Genomic DNA, 24,247 nt, shown 5'->3' with positions numbered 1-24,247 from the left:
GTACTATGATAAATCAAGATTCTATAGTTGCATTAGCTACTCCATCAGGAGCTGGAGCTATTGCTATCATTCGTATTTCGGGTTCTGATGCAATTTCGATCGGAAACTCAGTTTTTAAATCCATCAAAAACAAAGACCTAACGCAGCAAAAAACCCACACTCTGCATTTAGGACATATTGTAGATGGTTCAAAAACACTTGATGAAGTATTAGTTTCTGTTTTTAAAGGACCAAACTCGTATACGGGCGAAAATACAATCGAAATTTCATGCCACGGCTCTACTTATATTCAACAGCAAATTATTCAGTTATTATTGAGAAAAGGCTGCAGAATGGCAGATGCAGGAGAATTTACCTTAAGAGCATTCTTAAACGGAAAACTTGATTTATCACAGGCAGAAGCGGTTGCCGATCTAATTTCATCAGACAATGAAGCTTCGCACCAAATTGCAATGCAGCAAATGCGAGGCGGTTTTAGTAACGAAATTGCCAAACTTCGTGAAGAACTTTTGAATTTTGCTTCTCTAATTGAATTGGAATTAGATTTTGCTGAAGAAGATGTAGAATTTGCAGACCGAACTCAGTTTCATGAATTATTAAACCGAATTGAATTTGTTTTAAAACGTTTAATTGACTCATTTGCAGTTGGAAATGTAATTAAAAACGGAATTCCCGTTGCCATTGTAGGCGAACCAAATGTCGGAAAATCAACTTTGCTGAATGCTTTATTGAATGAAGAAAGAGCGATTGTTTCTGACATTGCCGGAACAACGCGCGATACAATTGAAGATGAACTTGTAATTGGCGGCATTGGCTTTAGATTTATTGATACTGCAGGAATTCGTGAAACAAAAGATGTTGTAGAAAGCATTGGAATCAAAAAAACATTTGAAAAAATAGATCAGGCACAAGTCGTTATCTTTTTGTTTGATGGCTTCAAGTTTCAAACTTCAGGTTCTGAATACATTGTAGAAATTGAAAAGGTTAAAAATAAATATCCGCTAAAACCTATATTAGTCGTAATAAACAAAGTCGATTTATTAAGCGAAATCGAAATTGAAAAAATCAACGAGAAGCTTCAAACTTTAGATTTAACACTTTTAAAAATTTCTGCCAAAGCAAATATTGGAATTGAAGAATTGAAAGATAAATTACTTTCATTTGTAAATACTGGAGCTTTACGCAATAACGAAACAATTGTAACTAATACAAGACATTATGATTCTTTATTGAAAGCATTAGATGAAATTCAGAAAGTAAAATTTGGTCTTGAAACGAATCTTTCAAGTGATTTGATTGCACTTGATATTCGCGAAGCTTTATATCAATTTGGACTCATTACTGGGCAAGTTTCTAATGATGAATTGCTGGGGAATATTTTTGCTAATTTTTGTATTGGGAAATAAAGCTAACAAAAGATAGCAAAATAAACAAGAAACGATTTTATATCACTTCGATTCAAATACAAGGATCTGCTATTTCTGTAGGGTCAGTTTACTAATCCATTTTCTTAACAATTATTTTTGATTTTAAAAGATAGTTAAAGCATACCATTTTATAAATTTACAGATATAACATAAAAAACTGAAAAATGAGTTTAATAGAAGATCTGAAGTGGCGCTATGCTACTAAAAAAATGAATGGAAATGTAGTTCCTCAAGAAAAATTAGACTACATATTAGAAGCAACAAGACTAACTGCGTCTTCTTCTGGATTGCAGCCATACGAAATATTTGTAATCACAAATCCTGAACTTTTGGAAAAAATTAAAGTTTTGGCATGGAACCAAAGCCAAATCACAGACTGCTCTCACCTCTTGGTTTTCGCTGCCTGGGATGGTTATTCTCTGGAGAGAATCGAAAAAGTTTTTGCAAGAATACTTGCCGAAAGAGGGCTTCCTGCAAATACAATGGATGATTATAAAAAAACGCTTTGGGGTATGTATGAGCCTCTTCCGCAGGAATGGCATGCTAATCATGCAGCACGTCAGGCATATATTGCGTTAGGAACTGCATTAGCAGCCGCTGCAGAGCAAAAAGTAGATGCAACACCAATGGAAGGTTTTACTCCAGCGGAATTAGATAAGCTTTTAGAATTAAAAGAGAAAGGATTGAAAAGTGCTGTTTTATTGCCTCTTGGCTATAGAGATGAGGCAAATGACTGGCTTGTAAATATGAAAAAAGTTAGAACGCCTAAAGAAACTTTTATCACAGAAATTAAGTAACAGACTTAATATACTCTAGTTACAATGGAAATTCTGAGCGGAATATAAAATTTCAGCTCAGAGTTTTTATTATGGAATAAAATGGAATGAAGTAATATTTGAATATAACGATCTGAACAATTGTCATAGTTAAAACAATTCTACAGCCACTAAATTGCTGCTACTATTATCTGGAAATTATTACTTTTGCATAAAATTATTGGAGATGTTCTGTCCAATGTTTAAAAATATTAAAACGAGATTGAAATTTCTGCCTCAATAAGCAATGACTGTACAACATTTAATTGGTGATTATTCTATTTCGGGAAGTAATCAAGATGAGAGCGACCAAATAACTTACAAAGGTATTTTAAGTTTATCTCTTGATGAAAATAATCGAATTATTGCGCAATGGTTAATCAATAATACTCAACAACAAAAGGGTTACGGTTTCTTTAAAGACAATATTTTAGTCATTAATTTTAGTTATAAAGGAGATGAAAATAAAACCTATAAAGGAGTTGCAGTTTATAAATGCATAACTAAAGATGTACTAGAAGGTTTTTGGTCTGAAAAACACGGAAATCCGCTTTTTTTAGGAACGGAGCGCTGTTTAAGAATTAAAAGTAAAAATCTAAACTAATTATAAAAATCTAAAAATGCGTTGAAAAATAAATCACCTCTTTTTTTATTGAAAATAATTACTAGTAAATTTTGTTTTAAGAACGTGGTTTAGCCAAGTTTCTGTCATACATAATTATAGTTCCTGCCACAGCTACATTTAAACTTTTTGCAGATTTGAATTTTACTAAGTGGTGGCATTTATCCATTACTTTTTTGGATAAGCCATGATCTTCTGCACCTAATAAATAAACACAACGTCTTGGATGTTCAAAGGTTTCTAAATCAGAAGCTTTTTCATCTAATTCAACCCCAACCAATCGTGCTCCTTTCGGTAAGTTTTCAAAAAAAGCTTCAAAAGTATCATAATGAAAATAAGGAATTGCTTTTACAGCATCGTGAGTATCACAGGCTTGTTTGGCATATCGATTACCTATGGTAAATATAAAAGTAGCACCTAAGTTTTGAGCCGATCGCCACAATACACCCAAATTTTCAGGAGTTTTGCCATTTTGTATTCCTATCCCGAAATATTCATTTATAAAATTATCATTCATAAGAGCAAAAATACAAACTGTAAGCACATAAGTCAATTTTTATTGAGCTGAAACGGAGTAAATTCATTGCCTATTCTATATTGCTTTTTGAATTTATACTATTTTATAAGATAGAAATTCAAAAAAATTCAAACTACCATAACTGTTTTAATGCGTCCTTAAGCTTCAATTCCTCGTTAATATAGTCTTCTTTTAATGAGTCAATTTTAGGCTGCAAGGCGGGATCATAACTTTCAATATTAGAAGCAAATTTCTTAATATATCGTAGTTTTTTTTTCATTTTCTCAAGATGCTCTTCCGCTTCATTGATATGTGTATTAATGTACTCTCGTTCATCCTGTGGATGGGATTCTAATTCTTCTCTCTGTTGATGAATAATAAGTTCTGCTGCATTCATAATACTATCTGATTCCCTATTCAATGAGAACCATTTTTTAAGCATCTCATTATTGACTCCAGAGATTTCAACTGAATCTGTCTGAATACCATTTTCATCTGAACCTGTCCAATCCTTTTTTTGACAGCAATAAAACAGTACCACAATTACAGCCAATACATAGAACTTTGTTTTCATATAATTACTTTATTTAATTCTTCCTGCGGTTATTATTTAAGCTGATTGCAGAACGTATCTGCTTTTAAAAAAGAAAATTGCTGATGTCACTATTTCCTGTTTCGCAGCCATTGATCTAATGGTTCTAGAACAGTATTTACAATGGTAACTAAAAGTGTACACAATAAAGCCTCTATAAAATAACCTGACGCAGTAATACAGCCAATAGCTGCACTGCACCATATTGTAGCTGCAGAGTTAAGTCCATGTACATTTGGTCCTTCTCTAAAAATAACTCCCGCTCCTAGAAAACCAACACCCATAACAACTTGAGCAGTAATTCTGGTGACATCAATATTTGTTGCTGTTGCTGAAACCTTTATAGATAATAACACAAAAGCTGCTGCTCCTGTAGCGACAAGCATATTTGTTGTAAGACCCGTTTCTTTGTGATGCCATTGTCGCTCAAAACCAATAATTAATCCTGCGATTAAAGCCACTACCAATCGTAATGAAAATTCTATTATAGTCAAAATTATTTATTTTTTAAGGGTTAAACATTTGCCTTCTAAGTTTATTTACTAATCGAATTTACTGTAAACTCTTTTTTGCTTTTTTTTTGCGAAGTCAATTCTTTATCTTTTTGCTTCTTTAGCGTTATATTTTCTAATACTGGCATATTCTCTGGCAAAGTATTTCCTGTGCCTTCGAGAGCTTTACGAACTTTTAATCCCACAACATAATGAATACTATTGGCATCAACAATATCATGTATCTGATCACGGTTTAGTTTCTCGGCAGTTTGCGTAACACGAGATAAATTGACTGACAGCTCAGTAATATCCATATGATCCAAAATGTTTTCATCAGGATCAAGATGTCTTGTCTCACGGATTGCTTTTACATCTAGTCCTCCGTAAAGCCCTCTATAACCATGGTTCTGAAAAAATGCATAATCACTCGGGGTTGTAATACCTGCTTTGCGCGCTGCGCCGGCCAGTTGAAGATTTCTTTTAGCCAGTTCCTCGCGAAGAAAATACCTTCTTTCTTTTATAATTTTTAAATTTTTACGCTGCTGTTGTTGCTTTAGTTCCTGCAAACGAGTTTGTGATGCAAAATAGGCCTGCGCCAGTGCAACGGGCTTAAAATTTGGATCTGCATTTTGAATTGCGAGATAACAGCCGTAACGTGATAATTTTACCTCTCCATTATTCCTTTGCAAGTCATCCCCGACTGATTTTATTGGATTGACATCTTTAAAATGTATAAACGTATCTTGACTAGCATTGATACAAGCCGCTTTTGCTTTGTCTAATACTTTCAAAAACAAACTGTATTTAGAATAATCCAGCAATTTTGAAAGCTCTTTAGCACTCCAATATTCATGACCTGCCCTATCTGTTTTTCGGAGTTTTTCAAAAACAGATCTCTTTTTTGCTTGTGATTTCCTTGTTTTCATGCTACAGATTTTTTCAATTATGAAATTGCTAAAATTGATCTCGTCACAAATCAATTATATACAAATTCCTTGTATTTATCTAATATGATGTGACAAATGTCAATTATTATTTAATTCTGTAAAATGATCTGCATCACATATTATAAAGTCAGAAACTAAAAAAAAAATCATTGCATGATTGCCGTCATTTTCTAATAATTGCGTTTGAATTTATCTTTATTATAAAAATTAGAGCCGTAAAACAAGATTTTAAAAGCAATGAAAATGGAAAAGTATATTTTAAAATTTAATCAAATTGAGATTAATGATGTTAATAAAGTAGGAGGTAAAAATGCTTCTTTGGGAGAAATGTACAACAATCTTATTCCGCAAGGAATTAGGATTCCAAATGGTTTTGCCATTACTACAACTGCTTATAAAGATTTTATTATTTATAATAATCTAAGTGCACAACTAGACGAACTAATGAAAATTTTGGACAAGACAGAGTTCACGAACTTGAGTGAAATTGGTTTAAAAGCCCGAAAATTATTACTAGATGCAAAGTTTCCGCTGGATTTACAAACTGCTATTTCATCTGCTTACAACAGCTTATCTGAAGGCAATGAACTTGCGGTTGCAGTAAGAAGCAGTGCGACAGCAGAAGATCTTGCTAATGCAAGTTTTGCAGGACAGCATGATTCGTTTTTAAACATAAAAGGAACTATGCCACTTATATATGCGGTTAAATGCTGTTTTGCATCACTTTATACAGATAGAGCCATTAAATACAGACAGGATAAAGGTTTTGATCATGACAAAGTATTTCTTTCGGTAGGAATTCAGCAAATGGTTCGTTCAGATTTGGCTTGTTCAGGAATAGGATTTACGCTTGAACCCGAGTCTGGATTTCGTGATTTGATTCATATTGCGGGTACTTGGGGTTTGGGCGAAACAATTGTTCAGGGAACTGTAACACCCGATGAGTTTCTTGTGTTTAAGACTTCTATTAAAAATAATAAAAGAGCCATATTACAAAAAAACCTTGGTACAAAAACTAAGATGCTTATTTACAATGAAAATTCAGCCGGAATAAATTCAACTGTTCTAAAAGTAACGCCACGGAAATGGTGCAATCAATTTGTTCTTGACGATTATGAAATTGAAAAACTGGCCAGATGGGCGCTAGTTATAGAAAATCATTATAAAAAGCCAATGGATTTTGAGTGGGCAAAAGACGGTTTAAATGGTGAGCTTTATATCATTCAGGCCCGACCAGAAACTGTCCATTCACAGATAAAGACCTTATCAATCAATTCTTATAAATTAGAGAAAAAAGGATCAGTCATTATAACGGGAGAAGCTATAGGCACTGCTATAACCAGCGGTTGTGCCAGAATATTGTTTTCTCCTGAAGAAGCTTTAGAATTGCATAAGGGAGATATCCTTATTACCAATTTTACTAGTCCAGACTGGGATCCTATCCTTAAAAAAGTGGCCGGAATTATCACTAATAAAGGAGGAAGAACAAGTCACGCTTCGATAGTCGCTCGTGAGCTTGGAACTCCCGCTATAGTAGGAACAGAAAATGCTACCGAGTTAATCAAAGATGGTGATTTAATTACAATAAGCTGTGCCGAAGGAAAAACAGGATATGTATATAAAGATAAATTGAAATACATTCAAACAACCACCGCCCTTGATAAAATTAAACTGCCAGAAAAACCAAAAGTCCAGCTTATTGTTTCTGAGCCGGAAAAAGCTTTTGAGCTTTCTTTTTATCCTAATGATGGTGTGGGATTGCTTCGTATTGAATTTATTATAACTCATAATGTAAAAACACATCCAATGGCACTCATTCATCCCGAAAAAGTTACTGATCCAACTCAAAGCCTAGCAATTAATAAACTCACGGAAAATTATAATACTAAAGAAGATTATCTCATCGAAAAACTATCGCAGGGTGTTGCCACAATAGCTGCAGCTTTTTATCCAAAAGAAGTTATAGTAAGAATGAGCGATTTTAAGAGTAATGAATATTCAGGACTTCTTGGCGGTACGTTTTTTGAACCACAGGAAGAAAATCCAATGTTAGGCTTTCGCGGTGCTTCTCGTTATTATCATGAAAAATATCGTGAGGGATTTAAGCTCGAATGCCAGGCTATGAAAGTAGTTCGTGATGAAATGGGACTCACCAATGTAAAACTCATGATTCCGTTTTGCCGTACTCCTGAAGAAGGAAAAAGAGTTATTGCACTTATGGCAGAATACGGTTTAAAACAGCACGAAAACGGACTAGAAATATATGTCATGTCTGAAATACCATCTAATGTGTTACTTGCAGAAGAATTTGCTCAAATTTTTGATGGTTTTTCTATAGGATCTAATGACCTAACACAACTGACTTTAGGTATAGATAGAGACTCCGAATTAATAGCTGATCTTTTTGATGAGCAAAATAAAGCTTCGAAAACACTAATTCGTCAAATGATACAAACAGCAAATAAAATGAATAAAAAAATAGGCTTGTGTGGACAAGCACCGAGTGACTCAGCAGAATTTACATTTTTTTTGGTAAAAGCAGGAATCACCAGTATCTCATTTAATGCTGATTCTGTGATAAGTGGTATTAATAATATTAATCAAGCATTACATAAATCTTGTCAAGAAAAAGATTGTATTATTTAGCGCTGTAATTATTTTTGAAATAATATCTACTATTATAAACTACTGATTACCAAAATTTTTATAAATATTTATTATTACATTTGGCAATACCAATATCGATTTGTTATATGAAAAATCAGGCACTTCTAAATGCAATTATTGAAAATGCTATAGATGGGATCATAACGATTAGCGAAAAAGGAATTATAGAGTCGATAAACCCCTCGGCATGCAGGCTTTTTTTGTATACTCCCGAAGAAATCATTGGAAAAAATATTGCATTCTTGATGCCTTCTCCTGATAGAGAAAAACATGATTCTTACTTAGAAAATTATAAATCCTCCGGAATTCCGCATATTATAGGTCATGACAGAGATGTTCTTGGACGAAAAAAAGATGGCAATATTTTTCCCTTTAGACTTGGAGTCAGCGAAGTTAAATTTGAAGGAGAAAGAATTTTTGCAGGTTTTATTCATGACATGAGCCATCAAAAGGAAGCAGAAAGCAGATTAATGCAATATACACAGCATTTAGAGGAATTAGTAAAAGATCGTACTCACACTCTAAATGAAACAATTGAGGCATTAACCCAAACACAAGAAGAAGTCAGCAGTACATTAGAAAAAGAAAAGGAGCTTAATAAAATTAAAAGCCGGCTTTTATCTATGGCTTCGCATGAATTTCGCACTCCGCTCAGTACAATTCAACTTTCTTCTTCTTTAATTCACCGTTATGCAGAAAATGGAAATAATTCAAAAATTCAAGCACATATCCTTAAAATAAAAAGTGCAATAGCAAATTTAACCGGAATACTCGATGATTTTCTGCTTCTTGAAAAAGCTGAATCGAATAAAATTACACTGCAGATATCCTGTTTTAATCTTCAGGATTTTATAAAGGAAATTATTGGAGAGCTCAAACTTCTCACTAAAAAAAAGCAGAAAATAATTAGCAAACAGAATACGGATGTTACTTTGGTAAAATTAGATAAAAATCTTCTCAAAAATTGTATTATTAATCTTGTGTCTAACGCTATAAAGTATTCGGGAGAAGAAACGGAAATTGAGCTTTGGACTTCAATGAACAATAATATAATAACGATTAACGTAAAAGACAATGGTATAGGAATTCCTGAGGAAGATCATGAGCATTTATTCGAAGCTTTTTTCAGGGCTCACAATACAGGTAATATTCCAGGAACTGGTCTAGGGCTGCATATTGTTTCGCGTTATGTATCGCTCATGAAGGGCACTATATCTTTTAAAAGTGCTGTTGATAAAGGAACTTTATTTACTATTGAATTACCACGTTATGACTAAAATACTTATTATTGAAGACAATGACAATATCAGAGAAAATGTTGTTGAAATACTTGAACTCTCAGGATATGAAGTTTTTGAAGCAGATAATGGAAAAACTGGAGTAGAAATAGCGCTTAAAATGAAACCAGATATTGTGCTGTGCGATATTATGATGCCTGAACTTGACGGTTATGGCGTATTACACATTCTTCATAAAAATCCAGAGACACAGGCAACACCTATAATATTTTTAACCGCAAAAGCAGAAAGAGTGGATGTAAGAAAAGGCATGGAATTAGGTGTTGATGATTATCTAACTAAACCTTTTGACGACTTAGAACTTTTGAGAGCCATTGAAGCCAGATTAAAAAAAAGAGAACTGCAACAACTGTTTTACGGACAGACTGCTGAAAACCTGAACACTCTTATTTCTAAAGAAGATGGACTTCTTAAACTGAAGGAAATCATGCTGGACCGCAACACCAGACAGTATAAAAAAAATCAATACATTCATTATGAAGGAGATCATGTAACAGGCATTTATTACATCATTAGTGGAAAAGTAAAAACCGTAAAACTTACAGAAGATGGGCGTGAGCTTATTACGGGTGTATATAAAGAAAATGATTACCTCGATATCAGCATTTTATTTTCTAACGATACTTACAATGACACTACAATCGCTTTAGAAGAAACTGTTTTAAGTTTTCTGCCAACCCAACAACTCGACAAACTTCTGTTTCTTTATCCTGATGTAGGTACAAAATTTATTAAAATTCTCGCTAACGATATGAGAGAAAAAGAGGCTCGTCTCCTGCAAATTGCTTATATGTCAGTGCGAAAAAGAATTGCTCAAGGTATCGTTCATTTACTGTTACAGCACGGTGCAGATGATTCCAGTATCAAGTTCAGCAGAGATGACCTTGCGGCATTTTCTGGAACTTCTCCAGAAACAGTGAGCCGTACCTTAAGTGATTTTAAAGCAGAAGGATTAATTGAGAAAACAGCTAGTACCATTCGTGTACTTAATTTAGATAAATTAGGAAAAATTAAAAACTAAGCGAACAATGTGATGATTATCATATTGTTACATGATTTATATCATTCTATTTTGCACTAATCTATCATAATTTTGATTAAACAAATCAACAAATGTTTAATTTAAATTTATTATATCATGACAACATTAATCCCAACTAAAAAAAATGGTTCTTCACCAAGTATTTTTGAAGATTTTTTTAATGATGGTTTTCTTGATGTTCCTCCATTTTTTGCTTTTGCAAATCAAAAAGGGGCTTTCATTCCGAATGTAAATGTAATAGAAAACACAGATAATTTTGAGATTGAAATGGCCGCGCCGGGACTCCAAAACAAGGATTTTAAAGCAGAAGTTAATAATGGCGTATTAAATATCAGTGCACAAAAAGAAGAAGAATTCAAAGAAGAAGATAAAAATTATAGAAAAAGAGAATTTTGCTATACTTCTTTCAGTCGTTCATTTATACTTCCTGAAAATATAGCAGCTGATAAAATTGATGCGAATTATAAAAATGGAGTTTTAAAACTTACGCTTCCTAAAAAGAACAGCAGCCCTAAAACACCTGTAAAACAAATTAAAATTGGATAATAGTAAAATTATAAAATACCTGCAGAATTGTTTCTGCAGGTATTTTATAATTTTAAACTGGAAAAGCAACCATGAAAGTAATTAAGCACTCGGGACATATTGTTCCTTTTGATGTAGAAAAATTAAAGATATCTCTTCAAAAATCCGGTGCTTCACCTGACCTAATTCAGGAATCGCTGGCTCAAATACAAAACCAGATTTATGAAGGAATAACAACCAAACAGATATACAAAATGGCTTATGCTATTTTAAAAAAAGCTTCGAATGGTCATGCTGCGCGGTATAATTTGCGCTCTGCCCTGCAAATGCTTGGTCCGGCTGGTTTTTTCTTCGAAAAATTTATAGCACGACTATATGCTACCGACGGTTTTAAAACCAGAACCAACTTAACGCTGCAGGGGAAATGTGTCTCGCATGAAGTAGATGTAATGCTGAAAAAAGAGAATCTAATTTCGATGATTGAATGTAAATTTCACAGCAGCAGAGAAGGTTCTTCTGATGTAAAAGTTCCTATGTATATTCTATCTCGTTTTAATGACCTTAAGGTGAAACAGCATAGTATTTTTTCGAGCAGCGAAACTATTAATTCCTGCATTATAGTGACCAATAACCGATTTACTAAAGATGCGGAAAGTTTCGCAAACTGCAGTGGAATATCGCTATTAAGCTGGGATTATCCAAAAGATAACAACATCAAAAGTAAAATCGATAAAGGTGCACTCTACCCTATTACCTGTCTCACTACCTTATCAATGGTAGAAAAGGAAAAATTGCTGATTCTGGATCAATTACTCGTAAAAGATCTTATTAACGATTCTCATAGTCTTCATAAAATTGGCCTTAGCGAAAACCGGGTTCGAAATGTATTGAAAGAAGCTTCACAAATTTGTAAACTTATCTGAGATGAAAATAAAATTCATAGGTGGTTCAGGAACTGTAACAGGATCCAAAACCCTGATCGAAAGCAATGGTGTCAGAATATTGGTTGACTGCGGTCTTTTTCAAGGACTTAAAGCTCTAAGAGAACTCAATTGGGAACCCTTGCCAATTTTACCCTCTACTATAGATTATGTTTTATTAACCCACGGTCATCTTGATCACTGCGGCTGGCTGCCAAGATTGGTTGCGCAAGGATTTAAAGGATATATATATTGCACGAGTCCCACCAAAGCAGTGGCTGAGCTTGTTCTTTTAGACAGCGCTAAAATTCAGGAAGAAGAAGCTAATAAAGCCAACAAAGAACATTATTCTAAACATGAAAAAGCAGAACCTCTTTATACGGTAGTTCAGGCAGAAAATGTTCTTCCTTTTTTTAAAGTGATACAACCCAATCTATCAATTGTTGTGGCAAATGATATTGCTGCCGTTTTTTCGAGTGCCGGACATATTATTGGTGCCTGCAGTATTACGCTTACTATTGAGGGGAAAACTTTGATTTTTTCTGGCGATATTGGGCGAGATGATGACGTATTAATGTTTCCGCCAACAAAACCTTCAAGGGCAGATTATATTTTTTTAGAAAGTACTTACGGAAATCGGCTGCATCCTGATCTCGACGTAAAAAAAGAGCTGGAAACCTATATCAATAGTACTATCGAAAAAAACGGAACTGTAATTATTCCTGGTTTTGCTGTCGAGAGAGCGCAATCCATAATGTATCTTTTATGGAAACTTAAAACAGAAGGAAAAATACCTAACGTCCCCTACATCCTTGACACTCCTATGGGCGCCAGCGTACTTGATGTTTTTTTGGAAAATATGCAATGGCATAAGCTTTCTGTTATTGATTGTCATGAAATGTTCAAAATGTTCAGAATCGTTTCTGAATTCGATCAAACCATGCGTATTATTGAAGATCCTCAGCCAAAAGTAATTATCGCAGCAAGCGGTATGGTTACAGGAGGCCGTGTATTATCGTACTTGCAACAATATATAAGTATAGAAAAAACCACAGTAATAATTGTTGGCTATCAAGCAGAAGGTACTCGTGGAAGAAAGCTTCTTGAAGGAGCTGATGAAATTAAAATTTATGGAAAATATTATCCTGTAAAAGCTAAAATTACACAAATTGAAGGGTTCTCTGCGCATGGTGATCAAGAAGATTTGCTAAACTGGCTTTCTGCTCTTAAAAATAATCCAAAGTGCATTTATTTGGTTCATGGAGAAAACCTTCCATCAGAGGAACTTCGAATTAAAATTCAAGATAGATATGGTTTTACATGCACTGTTCCGTTTATGGGAACGGAAATAGAAATTTAGAAATCATTTATTTCTCTTGATCTTTTATTCCCTTAAAACAATAAAACAGCTACTTATCCTTATGAGATAAAACAAAATTTTAACTGGTAAAAAGTGGTCAGTTCTAAGCTCCCAATAAAGCTGTGATAAAATTTAACTATCCTACACAAACAGATGGAAATATATGCAGTCTCACTTTTAAAGCGTTTAAAACTAAACCCTGATCCTTGCATACAGAAAAAAGCTTTAAAATCTTATTAATATGATTACTCTCTGAAATAATAACTGTTGGGCGAATCACAATATCTGTTATTTCTGAAAATTCATCGGATATAAGTATAGAAGCTCGTGCCGTACTCTTAAAACTTTTAAATATAATGCCTTTGTTTTTTGCTGCTCTAAAAAATGCCGTCATATAAGAACTTTCTATAGATGCAATAAACAAATGCTCAGACGACCATACATCTTCATCTATTTTTTTTAAACACGAATATGGAGCCACTTCAATAGTGTTGTTAAAAATCACCGATGTTAATAGTGCTTTTTTATTTTCTTGCCAATCTAAATTTACCTGATATTCTTCTGCATTTTCCATATAACGTTTTTTTAGGTAGTATCTAAAGTTGTCTGTTCAGGTCATTTATTTTGCTTCTAGCAATAACTAAATTAATTCATTGTCATTTTATAAGAAATGATTTTCATCACACTATAATGCTACCATATTGCAAACAAAAAGTAGTAAAGATCATTTTTATCCATGATTCAGATCATTTTATTTTTTTACGTTTTATTGGAATTTTATCAAAGAAATTAAAAGACTTTTTTTATTCACTTGTAACAAATTATAGCTTATTAAATATGGCTTTAAGGTTAGCATTAATAAAAAAAAATCTCAGTAAAAATTATAATAACTAAAAAATAGACGTAATGGAAAATCAAAAACTATTTGTAGCAAATTATAAAACAATGGACCAAGCTGAAGATGCTGTCAAAAAACTAAAAAAAAGTGGTTACGATATTACAAATTTGACTATAGTAGGAACAGATTGCTATATAGAACAAAGCATTGTAGGATATTTTAACATTTACGACAAAATGGAAAAATGGAGCACGGTTGGGTTATTTGCTATCGGCTTATGTGGACTTATATTTGGATTTTCATTTATTTTTAATTTCGCTGTAAACCTTCCTTATTTTAAAATTCCAATTATATATGCATGTATCGCTATACTTTTAGGAGCTATGCTGCCTTTAATTGGTATGGCACTTTCAAAAGAAAAAAACATAAAATATAAAACAGAAGTAAAGGCAAGAAAATTCATGCTCTTTGCTCAAGATAATGTTGCGAAAATTGAAGTAATAAGAAACATATTGCAGATTCATATTCCAAAAGAAAACTCAATAGCAGAAAAAGAAAACCAGATGATTTTAGAAAATTAAAACTTTGCATCTCGGAAGGAATTGAAAAAATTAAAACTCAGAAACCTTATTAATTAACTACACAATACAAACAAAATGAAAACAAATGAAGAATTACAAAGAGACGTGCAAAATGCTATCAAATGGGAACCACAGTTGCATGCCGCAGAAATTGGAGTAACTGCTAAGGATGGAATTGTAACCCTTATGGGAACTGTAGATGCATATTATAAAAAAACTGAAGCTGAAAATGCTGCCAAAAATGTTGACGGCGTAAAAGCAGTTGTTGAAGAAATTGAAGTAAAATATTCTAACAGCGGTAGGACTGATGAAGATATTGCAAGTGATATTTTAAAAGCTTTAATTGATAGCTGGAATGTTCCTCAGGAAAAAATCCAGGTGAAAGTTGAGAAAGGCTGGGTTACACTTGAAGGCCAGGTTACTTGGAATTATCAAAAAGAAGCTGCAAGTAAATCTATTGAGCATCTTAACGGAGTTAAAAGTGTAACGAACCGCATCAAGATTAAGGCTGAAGTACAAAATGAGATTGAGAAAAAAAATATTAAACGAGCTTTGGCCAGTAATTGGACCTTACATTCTGAAAACATCCTTGTTAAAGTAGACGGGACAAAAGTTACTCTGACAGGAGGTGTTTCTTCATTACATCAGAAAGAATTAGCCGAAAAAATAGTATGGAAAACTCCTGGTATCTGGGCTGTAGACAATCAGCTTGTGGTAGAATATAAATATACTCCTGTACTGTAAATTTAGAAAAGGGAGATTTGATCTCCCTTTTTTACTGAGAAAAGGAGAAATCCTTTCAAAAAACCTCGTAATTCCTAAATTCTAATTTAAGCAAAATTTTAATTTAAAAAATCAAATATTATGGAACCAAGCTGGATCATATTAACTTTTACCGGTATTATAGTATTAATCATGATGATTTATATTTTCAGACAAAACAAAAAAGACAGAAAGGCTTACGAGGATGATTTAAACAAGCCTTCAAATTTTTATGAGGATCAATCTGAAGTAAATGATGTGCAATAATAATTATAATGTAAATGGTAGTCTAGACAAGTAAATTTATTAATAACATACATAAAATGAAAACTTTGACATTTTACATCGCATTCCTATTTGCATCAACATTACTCTTTTTGAATCGTTACTCAGATTTGTATATTAATAATTCAATAACACATTTTATATTACTCATAATAGCGTCAATTACATTGATTCTAATTTTAGGACAGGTATTTGGAAAATTAAAAACTGTAAAATCAAGATTGCTTACAGTATTAATTGTTGTATTTGTATGTTTTATACAGTCCTTTTTGACTTGGGGAGGTGACTGGAAAACACAAACAATTCTTTATCGAAACCTAACGAATGACAATAATACAATAGAATTCCAAATGAGGGGCGACCGTTTTTCTTTTGGATACAAAAAGCGAGTTATAAACAGATTAAAATTATTTCCAGGATTCGATTGGACTACGGATATAGATACCAATAAAATTAATCACAAACAATGGAAAAAATTAAATCTGTATGTAAATGAAATGAAGTTTGCTTCCAATTAGGAACATTAAATTATTAGAAAATATGAAAAAAATACTTGTTACAACTGACTTATCTTACAACTCCAAACCAGCTGTACGCTTTGCAATACAACTTGCTTCACAGGCAGAATATGAACTTACATTTCTGTTTGTAAACACTTCAATTATTATTGATCCTTTTTCAGCTGTTACTTTCGTGGGTCTTCCAGAATCTGATACAAAAATACAAGAACAAAGTTTGATAAAATTTATACATACTTTGTACAGAAAAGCACGTAAACAACCTGGAAAAGTAAATTATATAGCTGAAAATAAGCTTGACGTAAATGAGGCTATTCTAGACTGTGCAAAAAGAATAAAGGCAAATTACATCTGCATGAGTACAAGAGGTGGTGGTCTCGCCAATAAGTTATTAGGCAGTCATACCAACAAAATTTTACATGATTCCACCGTTCCTGTTCTGGTTGTCCCAAAATATTACAGGATGAAAAAACTGAATTCTGTTTTATACCCATCTGATATTGAAAATATAAGTACAGAACTCCCAGTGATTAAAAAGTTTGCCGCTGCGTTTGATGCACCTGTAACAGTATATCATTACGATTATTTTACAGATGAGGATGAGATTAATAAAAAAACAAACAAAATAGAAAATAAATTTAAGTCTGAGAAAGTATCTTTTCAATTTAAGAAATTAAATCCAGACGTATCTCTATTGCGTCACTTGCAATTAGACATCATAAAAACCAAACCATCTATAATTGCCATGTTTGCTAAAGAAAACCGAACCTGGTTCGAACAGCTTTTTCAGTCTCTTAAGACCTCCGAAAAAGGCTTTGACACTAAAACACCAATGCTGGTATTTAGAAAATAACAATTGACCGGTAATCGCTTTGACTACCGGTCAATTTGTTTAAATTATCGATTTTTTCTTCCAAACTATTGTATTTATTTTTCTATCTTTTCACTAGAAATAATTCTTATAAAAGTTTTTTTAATAGTTAAATACTAAGGAATGTTAAATTCCTGAAATTCGCATAAGGCGGCTTCAAGTTTAAGCTTTTCTTTTAAATAATCAAGCTTTAGTGAATCTAATTTGTTTACAACTGATGAATCAAAACTTTCAGTACGAGTTTCATACTCTTTAATGTAATTTACTCTCTTCTTTAATTCCTCAAGGTGATATAGGGCTTCATGAAGTCTCTTTTCCTTTTTACTATCTTTAGATTGCAAGACCATATCCTGCTCTTGTTGCTTAATAATTAATTCAGCTGATGTAATTATACTATCCGATTCTTTATTAAACGAGAACCACTTTTTAAGAGTTTGCTGCTCTATATTTTTGCTTGTCATTACTGAATCTGAATCAACACTGTCTTCAACCAAAGAAGCTTTATCCTGACAGGAATAATATAACAATACTGTTATAAGACCCAAAATACTAAATTTCGTTTTCATATAATTTGATTTTAATCGTGCTGTTTTTTTTAGATTTAAGGATCAAATACACGTAATCAATTAAAAGATCTTTTTTAATAATAACAGAAGTTTAGAAGGCATTTATTTGATTTGTGCACTATTCATTCCATTAACTTTTCAAGCTTCAACAGCGTAAAAAATCTGCATGTTAAACCTGAAATTTGGGTTTTAAATCATAATTTTTAATACTGTGTTCCATTATAAAAAGTCTTGCTTCTTCAATATCATCTGTTATCATAAATAATTTTGAATCTGAGTCATTTATAGTACCCTGCTCTCTCATATTATTAAGGTGTTCAATCAGTGCTTTATGATACGAAGTATTAAAGATGATAATAGGAAAGTTTTTAATTTTTCCGGTCTGTACAAGGGTAAGTGCTTCAAAATATTCATCTAGAGTTCCAAAACCACCTGGCATTACAACAAATGCAAAAGAATATTTTACCAAAAGTATTTTTCGAATAAAAAAATGTTTTGCCACAACCCATTTGTCGAGATATGAATTAGGCATCTGATAAACGGGAAGTTTAATATTGCATCCTACCGACCGACCTCCGACTTCTTTTGCTCCACGGTTTGCAGCTTCCATAAGTCCCGGACCACCGCCCGTCATTATTGTAAAGCCGAGCTTGGCATATTCACCAGCTGCTTTTCTGGTAAAATCATAGTAAGGATGATCTTCTTTAAAACGGGCAGATCCAAAAAAAGTAATGCAAGGGCCAATATTGTAAAGTTTTCTAAAACATCTTATAAGTTCCCATAAAGTAGCTATTATGAATTTAAGCTCGGTAAATCTCGATTGCGGACCTTCTAGAAATTGAATTTCTGACTTATCACCTTGGGATTTACGCTTTATCATAATTTATACTATTTGATCCTTTAACATAGATAAGGCTGTTCCAGATTTACTTTTAAATGATTTACGACTTTAATTATTCCAGGAGTCTTATAAGCAATTCGTTCAGCTTCTTCTTTCTGAAAAATAGAGCCAACAGTTCCAGATAGTTGAACTGTTGCACCTGCAACCTGAATATTAATTTCATCCAGATCAAAAGCCCAATGTCGTTGCAGTGCCTTTTCAAGCATTTCTTTTTCTACCTGATCGTACAGTTCTCTTTTAAGTTTTATATTATTTGTTACTCCCCTTACTCCTTTTTGATTTTCTGCTGTCTCTCGTGCAATATCTCTCTGAAAATTCCAAGGCAATATTCCCTCAAGTGTGACCCATCCTTTTTCTACGGTTAAGGTTACGGTATCTTTAGGAACAATATGATGCTCTCTAAAATTGTTAACAAGCTGTTCTGCAATTTGTTGATCTGTTACCATTGATGCTTTTTCAATAATTACCTGAATTTGATCTACAATTGCTGCAACACCTTTAATTTTCTTTGTAGCATGCAGGGCTTCTGTTTTTTTTATAAGAGAATTTACATTCCCCGTAAGCGTAACTATTGCATCTTTTACAATAACACCAATTTCTGCGGCGTGCAGCAAAGGTTCAAATTTAATAGCTTCCTGAACTTCTCTCTGTAAAACTTCATTACTTTTCATAGCTTATAGTTCTTTAAATATTAATCAAATTCTACCAGAAGTTCATTATCTACGTACCATACTCCCGGTGTATTCCATGCAATTCGTTCTGCCTCCTCTTTTTGAAAAAGAGAATCAACAATACCACTTAGATATATTGTTTTACCTTCAACTCTAACCTTAATATTATCAACATCCAGAATCCAGCTGCGATGAAGAGCTTTCTCAACGATTTCTTGGTTTAGTTCATTTTTTAACTCGGCTTCTATTTTTATCTTATCAATTACCCCTCTTACACCCGGCAGGTGACGAATAGCATTATCTGCAGCCTTTCTTTGAAAATTCCAGTGTAAAATTCCTTCAAGTGTTACCCATCCGTTCTCTACAGTTACATGTATTCTATGATCAGGAACAGCCCAATTTTCTTTTAGTGCCTTAATTACAGAACTGGCTATGTCTGTATCACTTTTAATAGCCGAAAAAAATAAATCAACTTTTACGTCGTCTACTACTGCTTTTACTCCGGCAATATTTTTGACTGCTTGTTCAGCCTCTCTTTTTTGAGTATAGTTATCTACCGTTCCTTCCAAAGTCACAATACCATCCTGAACACTAACATCAATTTCATTAGAGCTTAAAAGAGGTTCCCATTTTATAGCCTCTATTACTTCTTTACGCAAAATATCATTACTTTTTTTCATGTTGAAAATTTTTAAAATTTCACTTTAATTAATATTTTAAGGCATTTTCAGCCACTTATTATTTAGCAAAATTGTAATAATAGAACAACAGGAAAAATGATCTTTATCAAGCTGAAATGTGATATAAAACATATATTAGGGGTTGAATGCATTATAATTTTAAATAAAAAAATTAATCTAATTTTTAAAATGTTTCCAGCTATCTGTTGATTGTATTGAAGCAGTAATAGATGCTCAAATTGAGAGTTATATCGAAGAATTGTTAAACCAGTATATGCAATTTCTCTAAAGTACCGATTTCTTTAAAGACACTCTTTTAGTTATAAAGCATAGAAAAATAAAAAAGACCAAACATTTTTAAACGTTTGATCTTTTAATTGATTTTTATAATATGTCGTTTCCGCATTAAAGAAGCAGCATTAGTGGTTGTCAAATTCTCTGCGGTTATAAAAAGTATCATCATCGCTTTCAGACTCAAGGCGTGACTCACTTTCAGGGTAATAAGACCTTAATGTTTTTCTTTCATAGTTTCTGTCAAAATTATGGTCTCGATTGTATCTGCTTGTTTTTCTAAAGGTGTTGTATCCTATATTGTTAGCCATAACAATTTTAGTATCTTTATTTATGCTGACAGATCCAATTGGTATGATAATATGGCTGTCTCCATCTTTGTATACAAATTCATTTCCATTGTCGTTTGCTATAGCATCATGAACTTCATTTTTGCTGTCTTCTATTAAGCCTTTATCCACGTTTACGTCCAGATAAACAACGCGCTGCATATCTTTATTCACCCATAGATTATCAATTTTTCCAATAGTTCTGTTGTCGGCGTCTACTATTTTCCATCCTGTTACATCAGAATAGTTTGAAGCAACTTTATAGCCCGAAAGTTCATCCAATCTGTATAAATTTCTATCTTTTTTTTCCATATCTTTTTTTTTTAATATTAAATTGTTTTCCCTCTAAGTTTATAGCAGGAAACCACTGATCACAGCGTTTATTATTCCTGCCAGTAACTTAATTAATTTGTAGTTCCCGAAGTTGTAGTGTTTTCGATTTCTACCCTTCTTTCACCCTGAGTATCGTTATCTCTCAAAAATATATAGTATACAAGTGCTGAGATTAACAGAACTACTACAATCCATGGCCATACAGCCTTCTTTTTCTCAATTTTAATTTCTGCCATAACTTATTTGTTTTTGTAATAAAATTTTAACTTTATTAAAGGTACAAATGAGGATAGTTTTAAAAAGTATTTAATTTCATTCAGAAGTTATACAATTCCCAGTATATTAATCTAATATGGAAAATCAGCCACATCAATTTTTATAAAAAATAAAGATCCCGTTACAAAATGTTACGGGATCTTTTTTAGTTTAAATCAATTAATTTCAATGAGAAATTGCTCTTAAATAATTTTATTGAGCATCCCAAGCTGCACTTGCGTAATAAATTGAACTTGTTACGGGTGCTGTCCAGTAATCTTGACTGCCGCCACGGAAAGTATGAAGGCTTACTGCATTAACGTTTCGTTTAGAATCGTTAGTAACCCAGCGAATTGTTTGATTCAATATCTCTGTACCATTTACATAATATTTGACATATCCATTAGTATTGGAGCCAGTATTTAACTTAACAGATATCTGACAATTATATGTTACTCCTTCTTGTATGTAATATTTTTTTCCAAAATCATTGCCAAATTGCCCAGGCTGATCTCGATAATATACATAAGGCTGAAGATAAGCACCGCTTCCTTTGGCTGTATTTGATCCATTTGGGCAATACCACATAAATCTTGCACTGCCTCCATTTCCATCCCATCCTGGGTCGCCCCCGGTATTCTGATCACCAATTAAAATACCATAACCACATTTACCACCTCTGCTCCAATAAAATCCAGAATTAAATTTCATTTGGAACCAAACAGTATAAACGCCAGTTGACCATACACCATAAGATGTGCATAAACCGCCTGGACATGATAATGTATTTGTCTGTAATGTGATAGTTCTCGCTCCTGCACCACCGCCTGCAGCGACAGCGGCATCTTTGTTGGCATTCTGCTGTACCTCTTTGCTTGCGCTTTGTGAAACTTCATTTTTGACGGCTTGCGGTACATTCAAATCTTGTTCCTTTTCACAGGAATTAAACACTAATACTGTAATAAACAGTAAACTTAATAATTTCAGGTTTTTTTTCATTTTGAACAAATTAAAGGTTAGTAAATAATTAATGGTTAGTAAATGATAGATAGTGATACATTATTTTACGCCTAAACAGAAGACTTTTTTCCAATTTTCAAAACAGTTAATAGATAAGTAAATAAAAAGATTGTTTTATTTACCTATTTTTCATGCAGTTATATTTTGTTGTTTATTTTAAATCAGATCTAGATCTGTTTGGCAATTTGTAATGACATTACAAAGTTGGGTAATAACAATTCTAATGGAGAGTAAAAAAGTACGTTTTTAGATACAAAAAAATCCAGTTTAGATATTTTATGTACGTTTTAGATTTAATAATTAAATTTAAAAGAAATGTAAAGGAAAAGCGATGTATCCGATTCACTAATTTATGTTCTGGCGCATTATTTAAATATAAATTGATTATTTTTGTTTAATATTTTTAAAATAACATTAAACAAATTAAAATTTAACAATTACCAAATACCTGATAAGCTGGCTGTTCGCATTTACTTGCATGCTACTAATAAGCTTTCATAAAATATAGCAACTTTAATAGTTAAGCTCTTTTAGCACTAACAAAAATATTTATAATGATAAAAAACAAAAAACCTGATAATGTTGTTTTTTCTACCGAACAAGGCTATAATGCAAGCAGGCTGCCGTATGCTACCAATGTAAGTGCGCCTGTAATAAAAGCAGATGATTTAGCAGGATGGAAAAACATAGGAATTAATAAAGTAAACAAAGAATTTCAAAGCAAATTCAATGAACTTAAGATTCAATACCAGAATCTAATCGAAGAATTTCAATGGAATGAATTGGTTTACAATGCCAAGTTTTCTTTTGAACCAATTGTTGGAGAAATATATCATCTTTATAAAGATAATGAAGGTTTTAACTTTCTTTCGCTGATAGGGCCAAACGAATGGAACAAAGAACATATTGGAACTTTTCAGCTTAACAGTGATAAAAAATGGGTTTTACTCGATCTTAAAAATCCCATTTTTTAAATACATCTTAATCTAATGAAAAAAATATTAAATTTCACGAGCAGTGATCTGCAAAAAATGGAAAAGCAAACTGCTGTACATCTAATAAATAGTTTAGGAGGCTTTAAAAGTGTAGCCTTAGTAGGAACTTCTGATTTGGAAGGAAACACTAATCTTTCCATTTTTAGTTCTTTTTTTCATATTGGCGCCAATCCTCCATTAATAGGAATGATTTTTCGACCAAGTCCGCCTGAGCGAGATACTATGCGAAATATTATTGATTCGGGTTTTTATACTATTAATCATATCAATGAAAATATTTACAGACAGTCACATCAGACATCGGCTCGATATAGTCGTGAAATCTCTGAGTTTGAAGCGGCTGGACTTAGTAAAGAGTATAAAAATAATTTTTTCGCTCCTTTTGTACTCGAAAGCAACGTACAGCTGGGGATTGAATTTAAAGAAAAAATAGACATTCAAATCAATAATACCACGATGGTTATCGGTGAAATAGTCCAAGTTTTCGTTCCAGAAGACTGCTTCTCTGAGGATGGTTTTGTCAACTTAGAAAAAGCAAATACTGTTACCTGTTCCGGTTTAGACAGTTATCATAAAACCATACAGTTAGACCGATTAAGCTATGCAAAACCTAATATGGAAATAACATCACTGATTAAAAATTAAATTTAATAATTATTTAATCATAATATTTCAATTACTTAAATGATGCTTTCATTTTTTTTGTAATTTTAACCTGCCGCTCCAAATTGATAATAATAACTCAAATCCAATAGATTATGGGAACATTTGTTATTACCAAAAAAACAGAAGCGAAATTTCAGGTGCAGCTCAAATCAAAAACAGGCAAGGTCCTGTTGTGTTCGCAAGAATATTCATCTAAGATAAGCTGCAAAAAAGCAATTGAAAAATTCAGAGCCTATGCTCAGGACAAGAATAGCTTTCAAAAAAGGACAACCGTACAATGGGAACTCTATTTTTATCTTAAAACAGCTCAAGGCAAACCCATAGCCACAAGCATAAATTACAATACTTATCTCGCTCGCGAAAAAGCAATAAACACAGTAAAAAAAATTGCTCCAATTGCCGCTGTAGAAGATCACTGCTGAAGACTAAGATTTAATAGCGCTAATAATTAATTTTACA

Annotated in this window: 29 protein-coding genes; 17 read left to right on the top strand and 12 right to left on the bottom strand. The window is 32.7% G+C overall.

Annotated features, from left to right (window positions below; genetic code table 11):
* Positions 1-5: 5 nt before the first annotated feature.
* The 3 genes from mnmE (at position 6) to IR010_RS17080 (ending at position 2,846) form a co-directional block, all read left to right on the top strand.
* On the top strand, positions 6-1,406 hold the full coding sequence (gene mnmE, locus IR010_RS17090; protein WP_194569395.1) for a tRNA uridine-5-carboxymethylaminomethyl(34) synthesis GTPase MnmE: 1,401 nt from the start codon (positions 6-8) through the stop codon (positions 1,404-1,406).
* Positions 1,407-1,591: 185 nt separating this feature from the next.
* Positions 1,592-2,224, top strand: a complete 633-nt coding sequence (locus IR010_RS17085; RefSeq protein WP_194605573.1) for a nitroreductase family protein — start codon at positions 1,592-1,594, stop codon at positions 2,222-2,224.
* 265 nt (positions 2,225-2,489) lie between these two features.
* Positions 2,490-2,846, top strand: a complete 357-nt coding sequence (locus IR010_RS17080; RefSeq protein WP_029272416.1) for a hypothetical protein — start codon at positions 2,490-2,492, stop codon at positions 2,844-2,846.
* A gap of 76 nt (positions 2,847-2,922) precedes the next feature.
* On the opposite strand, the gene IR010_RS17075 is transcribed toward IR010_RS17080, so the two are convergent.
* From IR010_RS17075 to dinD, 4 genes are all read right to left on the bottom strand, one after another.
* The gene (locus IR010_RS17075) at positions 2,923-3,381 is read right to left on the bottom strand and encodes an RNA methyltransferase (protein WP_194569399.1); all 459 of its coding nucleotides are present in this window, start codon (positions 3,379-3,381) and stop codon (positions 2,923-2,925) included.
* Between the two features lie 133 nt (positions 3,382-3,514).
* Positions 3,515-3,955: a hypothetical protein gene (locus IR010_RS17070; RefSeq protein WP_194569401.1), complete on the bottom strand. Its 441-nt coding sequence runs from the start codon at positions 3,953-3,955 to the stop codon at positions 3,515-3,517.
* 89 nt (positions 3,956-4,044) lie between these two features.
* On the bottom strand, positions 4,045-4,467 hold the full coding sequence (locus IR010_RS17065) for an MgtC/SapB family protein (RefSeq protein WP_029272419.1): 423 nt from the start codon (positions 4,465-4,467) through the stop codon (positions 4,045-4,047).
* 41 nt (positions 4,468-4,508) lie between these two features.
* On the bottom strand, positions 4,509-5,393 hold the full coding sequence (gene dinD / locus IR010_RS17060) for a DNA damage-inducible protein D (RefSeq protein ID WP_194605572.1): 885 nt from the start codon (positions 5,391-5,393) through the stop codon (positions 4,509-4,511).
* A 264-nt stretch (positions 5,394-5,657) separates the two neighbouring features.
* Between dinD and ppsA the strand changes: the two genes are divergently transcribed.
* The 6 genes from ppsA to IR010_RS17030 all read left to right on the top strand — a co-directional run bounded on the left by ppsA (position 5,658) and on the right by IR010_RS17030 (position 13,226).
* The gene (gene ppsA / locus IR010_RS17055) at positions 5,658-8,060 is read left to right on the top strand and encodes a phosphoenolpyruvate synthase (RefSeq protein ID WP_194605570.1); all 2,403 of its coding nucleotides are present in this window, start codon (positions 5,658-5,660) and stop codon (positions 8,058-8,060) included.
* Between the two features lie 107 nt (positions 8,061-8,167).
* On the top strand, positions 8,168-9,358 hold the full coding sequence (locus tag IR010_RS17050) for a PAS domain-containing sensor histidine kinase (RefSeq protein WP_029272422.1): 1,191 nt from the start codon (positions 8,168-8,170) through the stop codon (positions 9,356-9,358).
* Complete coding sequence (locus IR010_RS17045) at positions 9,351-10,400, top strand: response regulator (protein ID WP_194605568.1); 1,050 nt, start codon at positions 9,351-9,353, stop codon at positions 10,398-10,400. Before IR010_RS17050 ends, IR010_RS17045 begins: the two co-directional genes overlap by 8 nt.
* A 117-nt stretch (positions 10,401-10,517) precedes the next feature.
* Positions 10,518-10,967, top strand: a complete 450-nt coding sequence (locus tag IR010_RS17040) for an Hsp20/alpha crystallin family protein (RefSeq protein ID WP_194569409.1) — start codon at positions 10,518-10,520, stop codon at positions 10,965-10,967.
* A 71-nt stretch (positions 10,968-11,038) separates the two neighbouring features.
* On the top strand, positions 11,039-11,869 hold the full coding sequence (locus IR010_RS17035) for an ATP cone domain-containing protein (RefSeq protein WP_194605566.1): 831 nt from the start codon (positions 11,039-11,041) through the stop codon (positions 11,867-11,869).
* A 1-nt stretch (position 11,870) separates the two neighbouring features.
* On the top strand, positions 11,871-13,226 hold the full coding sequence (locus IR010_RS17030) for an MBL fold metallo-hydrolase RNA specificity domain-containing protein (RefSeq protein ID WP_194605564.1): 1,356 nt from the start codon (positions 11,871-11,873) through the stop codon (positions 13,224-13,226).
* 136 nt (positions 13,227-13,362) lie between these two features.
* On the opposite strand, the gene IR010_RS17025 is transcribed toward IR010_RS17030, so the two are convergent.
* Positions 13,363-13,800, bottom strand: a complete 438-nt coding sequence (locus IR010_RS17025; RefSeq protein ID WP_194569414.1) for a hypothetical protein — start codon at positions 13,798-13,800, stop codon at positions 13,363-13,365.
* A 332-nt stretch (positions 13,801-14,132) separates the two neighbouring features.
* Here IR010_RS17025 and IR010_RS17020 point away from each other — a divergent pair, with 332 nt between their 5' ends.
* From IR010_RS17020 to IR010_RS17000, 5 genes are all read left to right on the top strand, one after another.
* Positions 14,133-14,645, top strand: coding sequence for a general stress protein (locus IR010_RS17020; RefSeq protein WP_194569416.1), 513 nt, complete (start codon positions 14,133-14,135; stop codon positions 14,643-14,645).
* A gap of 75 nt (positions 14,646-14,720) precedes the next feature.
* The gene (locus IR010_RS17015) at positions 14,721-15,389 is read left to right on the top strand and encodes a BON domain-containing protein (protein WP_194569417.1); all 669 of its coding nucleotides are present in this window, start codon (positions 14,721-14,723) and stop codon (positions 15,387-15,389) included.
* Between the two features lie 120 nt (positions 15,390-15,509).
* Complete coding sequence (locus tag IR010_RS17010; protein ID WP_157495070.1) at positions 15,510-15,674, top strand: hypothetical protein; 165 nt, start codon at positions 15,510-15,512, stop codon at positions 15,672-15,674.
* 56 nt (positions 15,675-15,730) lie between these two features.
* Complete coding sequence (locus IR010_RS17005; RefSeq protein ID WP_194569419.1) at positions 15,731-16,210, top strand: hypothetical protein; 480 nt, start codon at positions 15,731-15,733, stop codon at positions 16,208-16,210.
* 22 nt (positions 16,211-16,232) lie between these two features.
* On the top strand, positions 16,233-17,063 hold the full coding sequence (locus IR010_RS17000; RefSeq protein ID WP_194605562.1) for a universal stress protein: 831 nt from the start codon (positions 16,233-16,235) through the stop codon (positions 17,061-17,063).
* 134 nt (positions 17,064-17,197) lie between these two features.
* Here IR010_RS17000 and IR010_RS16995 read toward each other — a convergent pair whose 3' ends face one another.
* The 7 genes from IR010_RS16995 to IR010_RS16965 form a co-directional block, all read right to left on the bottom strand.
* The gene (locus tag IR010_RS16995; RefSeq protein ID WP_194569423.1) at positions 17,198-17,647 is read right to left on the bottom strand and encodes a hypothetical protein; all 450 of its coding nucleotides are present in this window, start codon (positions 17,645-17,647) and stop codon (positions 17,198-17,200) included.
* A gap of 169 nt (positions 17,648-17,816) precedes the next feature.
* Positions 17,817-18,527 (bottom strand): TIGR00730 family Rossman fold protein, encoded by a 711-nt coding sequence (locus IR010_RS16990; RefSeq protein ID WP_029272433.1) that lies wholly within the window; start codon positions 18,525-18,527, stop codon positions 17,817-17,819.
* Between the two features lie 20 nt (positions 18,528-18,547).
* Positions 18,548-19,219: a BON domain-containing protein gene (locus IR010_RS16985; protein WP_194569425.1), complete on the bottom strand. Its 672-nt coding sequence runs from the start codon at positions 19,217-19,219 to the stop codon at positions 18,548-18,550.
* A 20-nt stretch (positions 19,220-19,239) separates the two neighbouring features.
* Positions 19,240-19,899, bottom strand: coding sequence for a BON domain-containing protein (locus IR010_RS16980; protein ID WP_029272435.1), 660 nt, complete (start codon positions 19,897-19,899; stop codon positions 19,240-19,242).
* Between the two features lie 419 nt (positions 19,900-20,318).
* Positions 20,319-20,831, bottom strand: coding sequence for a PRC-barrel domain-containing protein (locus IR010_RS16975; RefSeq protein ID WP_194605560.1), 513 nt, complete (start codon positions 20,829-20,831; stop codon positions 20,319-20,321).
* A 92-nt stretch (positions 20,832-20,923) separates the two neighbouring features.
* Positions 20,924-21,088, bottom strand: a complete 165-nt coding sequence (locus tag IR010_RS16970) for a hypothetical protein (RefSeq protein ID WP_194569429.1) — start codon at positions 21,086-21,088, stop codon at positions 20,924-20,926.
* A gap of 232 nt (positions 21,089-21,320) precedes the next feature.
* Positions 21,321-22,106: a polysaccharide lyase gene (locus tag IR010_RS16965; protein WP_029272437.1), complete on the bottom strand. Its 786-nt coding sequence runs from the start codon at positions 22,104-22,106 to the stop codon at positions 21,321-21,323.
* 578 nt (positions 22,107-22,684) lie between these two features.
* On the opposite strand from IR010_RS16965, the gene IR010_RS16960 reads away from it, so the two are divergent.
* The 3 genes from IR010_RS16960 (at position 22,685) to IR010_RS16950 (ending at position 24,210) form a co-directional block, all read left to right on the top strand.
* Entirely contained in the window at positions 22,685-23,101 is a 417-nt protein-coding gene (locus tag IR010_RS16960; protein WP_194569792.1) for a DUF2452 domain-containing protein, read from the top strand.
* A gap of 15 nt (positions 23,102-23,116) precedes the next feature.
* Positions 23,117-23,767, top strand: coding sequence for a flavin reductase family protein (locus IR010_RS16955; RefSeq protein ID WP_194569433.1), 651 nt, complete (start codon positions 23,117-23,119; stop codon positions 23,765-23,767).
* Between the two features lie 113 nt (positions 23,768-23,880).
* Positions 23,881-24,210, top strand: coding sequence for a YegP family protein (locus IR010_RS16950; RefSeq protein WP_029272440.1), 330 nt, complete (start codon positions 23,881-23,883; stop codon positions 24,208-24,210).
* Positions 24,211-24,247 lie beyond the last annotated feature (37 nt).

Source organism: Flavobacterium sp. MR2016-29 (assembly GCF_015350695.1).
In the GTDB taxonomy this organism is placed as follows: Bacteria; Bacteroidota; Bacteroidia; order Flavobacteriales; family Flavobacteriaceae; genus Flavobacterium.
This window is presented reverse-complemented; position numbering and strand designations above follow the sequence as displayed.